The organism is Streptomyces ossamyceticus (assembly GCF_001418475.1).
Classification (GTDB): domain Bacteria; phylum Actinomycetota; class Actinomycetes; order Streptomycetales; family Streptomycetaceae; genus Streptomyces; species Streptomyces ossamyceticus.
Window position 1 is genome coordinate 1 of sequence record NZ_LIQX01000773.1, and the last position, 3,952, is coordinate 3,952.

At 74.0% G+C, this 3,952-nt stretch carries 4 protein-coding genes; all 4 read left to right on the forward strand.

Annotated elements, in window-relative coordinates:
- Nucleotides 1-49: 49 nt before the first annotated feature.
- The 4 genes from AOK15_RS38445 to AOK15_RS38460 all read left to right on the forward strand — a co-directional run bounded on the left by AOK15_RS38445 (nt 50) and on the right by AOK15_RS38460 (nt 3,901).
- The gene (locus AOK15_RS38445; RefSeq protein ID WP_055523514.1) at nt 50-1,198 is read left to right on the forward strand and encodes an acyl-CoA dehydrogenase family protein; all 1,149 of its coding nucleotides are present in this window, start codon (nt 50-52) and stop codon (nt 1,196-1,198) included.
- Nucleotides 1,199-1,248: 50 nt separating this feature from the next.
- Nucleotides 1,249-1,695 carry a type II toxin-antitoxin system RatA family toxin gene (locus AOK15_RS38450; protein WP_055523516.1) on the forward strand — a complete coding sequence of 149 codons (447 nt, stop codon included), beginning with the start codon at nt 1,249-1,251 and terminating at the stop codon, nt 1,693-1,695.
- Nucleotides 1,692-2,708, forward strand: coding sequence for an SDR family oxidoreductase (locus tag AOK15_RS38455; protein WP_055523519.1), 1,017 nt, complete (start codon nt 1,692-1,694; stop codon nt 2,706-2,708). The genes AOK15_RS38450 and AOK15_RS38455 overlap by 4 nt, the downstream gene beginning before the upstream one ends.
- Before the next feature lie 125 nt (nt 2,709-2,833).
- Complete coding sequence (locus AOK15_RS38460; protein ID WP_055523521.1) at nt 2,834-3,901, forward strand: hypothetical protein; 1,068 nt, start codon at nt 2,834-2,836, stop codon at nt 3,899-3,901.
- Nucleotides 3,902-3,952 lie beyond the last annotated feature (51 nt).

Sequence of the window (3,952 nt, forward strand, 5' to 3'; positions counted from 1 at the left end):
CCGTGTACGTCCCCGCCCCCCTCCGGCCCGCAGCCGACGGAGCCGTCGCATGAGCGTGCCCCCGGCCGACAGCCCTCCCGCGCACCGCGCGCTGCTCGACGCGGGCTGGCGCACCCCCCTGCATCCCAGTCCGCCCCGCGAGGGCGCCGCCGGCCCCGAACGCATCAGGGCCCTCGCCGCCGAGGGCTACGCCGCCCTGCCGATCCCCAGCGAGTTCGGCGGGGCCGGGGCCGGGCTCGCCGAGGTGGCCGCCGCCCAGCGCGCCCTCGGCCGGAGCGATCCGTCGGCGGCCGTCGCGCTCAACATGCACGCCTTCACCGTCGGGCTGATGGCCGACTACTGGCAGCGCCACCGCGACACCAGCTGGATGCTGCTGGAAGGCATCGCCGAGGCCGGCGCCCTGGTGGCCTCCGCGTTCGCCGAGCCGGGCGGCAGCCCCAACTTCATGAGCAGCCGATCCGAGGCGGTACCGCTCGGCAAGGGCTACCGGGTGACCGGCGTGAAGTACCCCTGCTCGCTCGCCACCACCGCCACCCTCGTCTGCCTCACGGCCCGTGTCACCGGCACCGACGAGACGATCCTCGCGTTGGTGCCGCGCACCTCGCCGGGCCTGGCCGTGGAGGGCGAATGGCCCTCGCTCGGCATGACCGGCTCCGACACCGCCCGGCTCGTACTGCGCGACGTGGACGTCGACGACCGGCTCGTCTTCCACCGCGGCCCCGCCGACGTCATCGACGACACCGTCGTCTCCGGCATGGTGTGGTTCGCGGTGCTGCTGACCGCCACGTACCACGGAGTGCTCAGCGCGCTCCTGGACCAGGCCGCCCGGCAGATGACCGGCGCGGGCACCTACGGACCGCGCACCGCGCTCCTCGGCCGCGCCACCCGCGAACTGCTCGCCCTCGGCGGCGCCTGCCGCCAACTCGCCACCGACTTCACCGACGGAGCCGTGAGCGGGCACGCCGCCCTCGCCTGCGCGGTGGGCCTGCGCGCCTCGCTCAGCGAGACCCGGGACCGCGTCCTCGCCGCGCTCACCCCCGTGCTCGGCGGCCGCCTGTACGGCAGGGGCCACCCCGCCGCGGACCTTCTGCTGGACTCCCTCGCCGTCCACCACCACCCGCCCTCCCTGCTCACGTGCGACGAGGCGGTGGGGGCCCACTGCACCGGCCGGGACATCACCTTCGACCCGGCGGGCTGACCCACCGCCACCCGTCGCCAGCCCCGCACTCTTCGAAGGAGACGCACGGAATGCCCCACGTCGAGGTCCAACTGCCCATCGAGGCCCCGGTCGCCGACGCCTGGCGGGCCGTCACCAGGCTGGAGGACTACGCCGCCTACATGGAGAACGTCGAGTCCGTCACCGTCCTCGGCGAGGACGCCGACGGTGTGCGCACCAGCGCCTGGTCGGTCCTGCTCAAGGGCTCCGTCCTGGAATGGGTGGAGGAGGACGAACTGGACGAGGAGGCCCGGGTGATGTCCTTCTCCCAGACCTCCGGGGACCTCGACGAGTTCACCGGCTACTGGCGCGTCGACGACACCGGCGACGGCACCTCGCTGGTGACCTTCTCGGTCACCTTCGAGATCGGCATCCCGCTCCTGGCCGACATGCTCAACCCCGTCGCCAGCAAGGCACTTCGGGAGAACTCCGAGCACATGCTGCGCGCCATCGAGCGCCGCATCACGGCCACGCCATGACCGCCGGCGCCCCCGTCCTCGTCACCGGCGCCACCGGAGCCGTCGGCAGCGCCGTCCGGCGCGCCCTGGAGGCCGCCGGACACCCTGTCCACGGCGTCAGCCGCAAGGGCGGCCCCGGGCCCGGGCAGCACGCCTGGCACGTCGGACAGGAGGAGCCGCCCGACACGCTGCGCCGACCGTGGCGGGCCGTCGTGCACTGCGCCGCCGACACCCGCTGGAACCTGCCCGACGACGAGGCGGCGCGGGCCAACGTCGACACACTGCGCGCCGTGCTCTCCCTCACCGACGCGGGCACCCACCTCGTCCATCTGTCGTCCTCGTTCGCAACCGGCCTGGAGGGTGACGTCAACGCCGCCTCGCCGGACGCCTACCGCAACTCCTACGAGTGGTCCAAGGCCGCCGCCGAACGCCTGCTGCACGCCGAGCGGGACCGGGCGGACATCGTGCGGTTCCCGATCGCCATGGGCGCCCGCGTCGACGGCGCCCTGGACCGCTACAGCGGCTTCTTCTGGCTGCCCGCCGCCCTGTGCAGCGGCGCCGTGCCCGCCCTTGTCGCCGAGGACAAGGCGCTGCTGGACATCGTCAGCACCGACGATGTCGCCGCGCACGTCACCCGGTTGGTGGCGGGCGGGCCCCCGGACGGGGTGCGGCTGTCCGTCCTGGGGCGCGGCGACCGGGCGCAGCGGGTCACCGAGGCGTTCGACACCGTCCGTGAGGCGCTCAACGACTGGCGGGCCGAGCACGGTCTGCCGCTCCTGGAGGGGCTGCCGTACGTCACGCCCGAGCAGTGGAACCGCTTCTACCTGCCCTTCGCGGAGGAGTACCTGGACCGCACGCAGTTGCTGCGGGTCACCGCCTTCCGCGCCTACCAGGGCTATCTCTCGGTGACCGAGCCCTTCGCGGTCACCGACCAGGTCGAGGACACCACCGGGACGCTGTTCCGCTCCATCCGCCGCTGGGCCTCGACCCACCAGACCGCCGCCCGCCGCACTCCCCGGCCCTGGCGCGCCTGAACCACCCCTCTTCCCGGCCCCGGCGCCGGGTCCCGTCCGCGTCCGCGCGGCCCGTCCCGGCGGGCGTGCGGCGCGAACGTCCCGGCCGGCCGGTGGCCGGTCTTCGCCAGAAAGGAACACTCCAGATGAAGGCCATCCGTGTCGCGCTCGCCGGTACCGGCAACTGCGCGTGGAGCTTCAGCCAGTTCGTCGCCCAGGCGCAGGCGGACCCCGAGGCGTCGCTGCCGGGGCTGATGTGCCGGACCGTCGGCGGATACCGGCTCGCCGACGTGCGGGTGGTGGCGGCGTTCGACGTCGACGCCGACAAGGTCGGCCGTCCCCTGGCCGCCGCCTTCGAGGCGCCCACCATCTCGGCGACCCGCTTCTCCGACCTGGGTGCCGACCGCGACGCGCCCGTCCTCGCGGCGCCGCTGCTCGACGGGCTCGCGGGGCCGCTGGGCGAGGTGATCACACCGGCCGGGGAGGCGCGCGACGCCACCTCCGAGAGTGTCGCGAAGGCCCTGGTCGAGCACGACGTGGACGTCCTGGTGATCACCCTGCCCACCGGTGCCGCGCAGGCCGTGCGCATGTTCGCCGAGGCCGCCCTCACGGCGGGAGCGGCCGTGGTCAACTGCACGCCGGAAGTGGTCGCCCGTGACGCGGGGCTCAGCGCCCGCTTCGCCGACGCGGGTGTGCCCCTGCTGGGCGACGACCTGCGCAGCCACGTCGGTGCCACCACGCTGCACACCGCGCTCATCGAGCTGCTCCTCGGCCGCGGTCTGGAACTGGACAGCACCTACCAGCTCAACGTCGGCGGGAACACCGACTTCCTGAACCTGGCCGACGCCACCCGCTCCGCCACCAAGTTCACCTCCAAGGCCAACGCGCTGCGGGCCGCCGGCATGACCGACGTCAGCGGCGTGGCCGGACCCACCGGCTTCATCGGGCACCTCGCCGACACGAAGCTGTGCTTCGCCAACGTGCGGGCCACGTCCGTCCTCGGCTCGGAGGTGCAGATCGACGTCAAACTCACCGTCGAGGACAGCCCCAACGCCGCCGGAGTCATCGCCAACGCCGTCCGCGCCGCGAAGACCGCCGCCGACCGCAATCTCTCCGGGGCCGTGCACGGGCCCGCCCCGATGCTGTTCAAGAGCCCTCCGAACGGCCTCCCCGAGTCGCAGGCGCGCGCCGCCTTCCTCGACTTCGCCTCCTGACGCGCACCCCGCCCCCGCCCGCCCCGCCACCAGAAGGACGGACCATGCTGT

What these genes read in the sequence shown, in the direction of transcription:
- AOK15_RS38460 (WP_055523521.1), top strand. Translation starts at nt 2,834, where the DNA reads ATGAAGGCCATCCGTGTCGCGCTCGCCGGTACCGGCAACTGCGCGTGG.
- AOK15_RS38450 (WP_055523516.1), top strand. Translation starts at nt 1,249, where the DNA reads ATGCCCCACGTCGAGGTCCAACTGCCCATCGAGGCCCCGGTCGCCGAC.
- AOK15_RS38455 (WP_055523519.1), top strand. Translation starts at nt 1,692, where the DNA reads ATGACCGCCGGCGCCCCCGTCCTCGTCACCGGCGCCACCGGAGCCGTC.
- AOK15_RS38445 (WP_055523514.1), top strand. Translation starts at nt 50, where the DNA reads ATGAGCGTGCCCCCGGCCGACAGCCCTCCCGCGCACCGCGCGCTGCTC.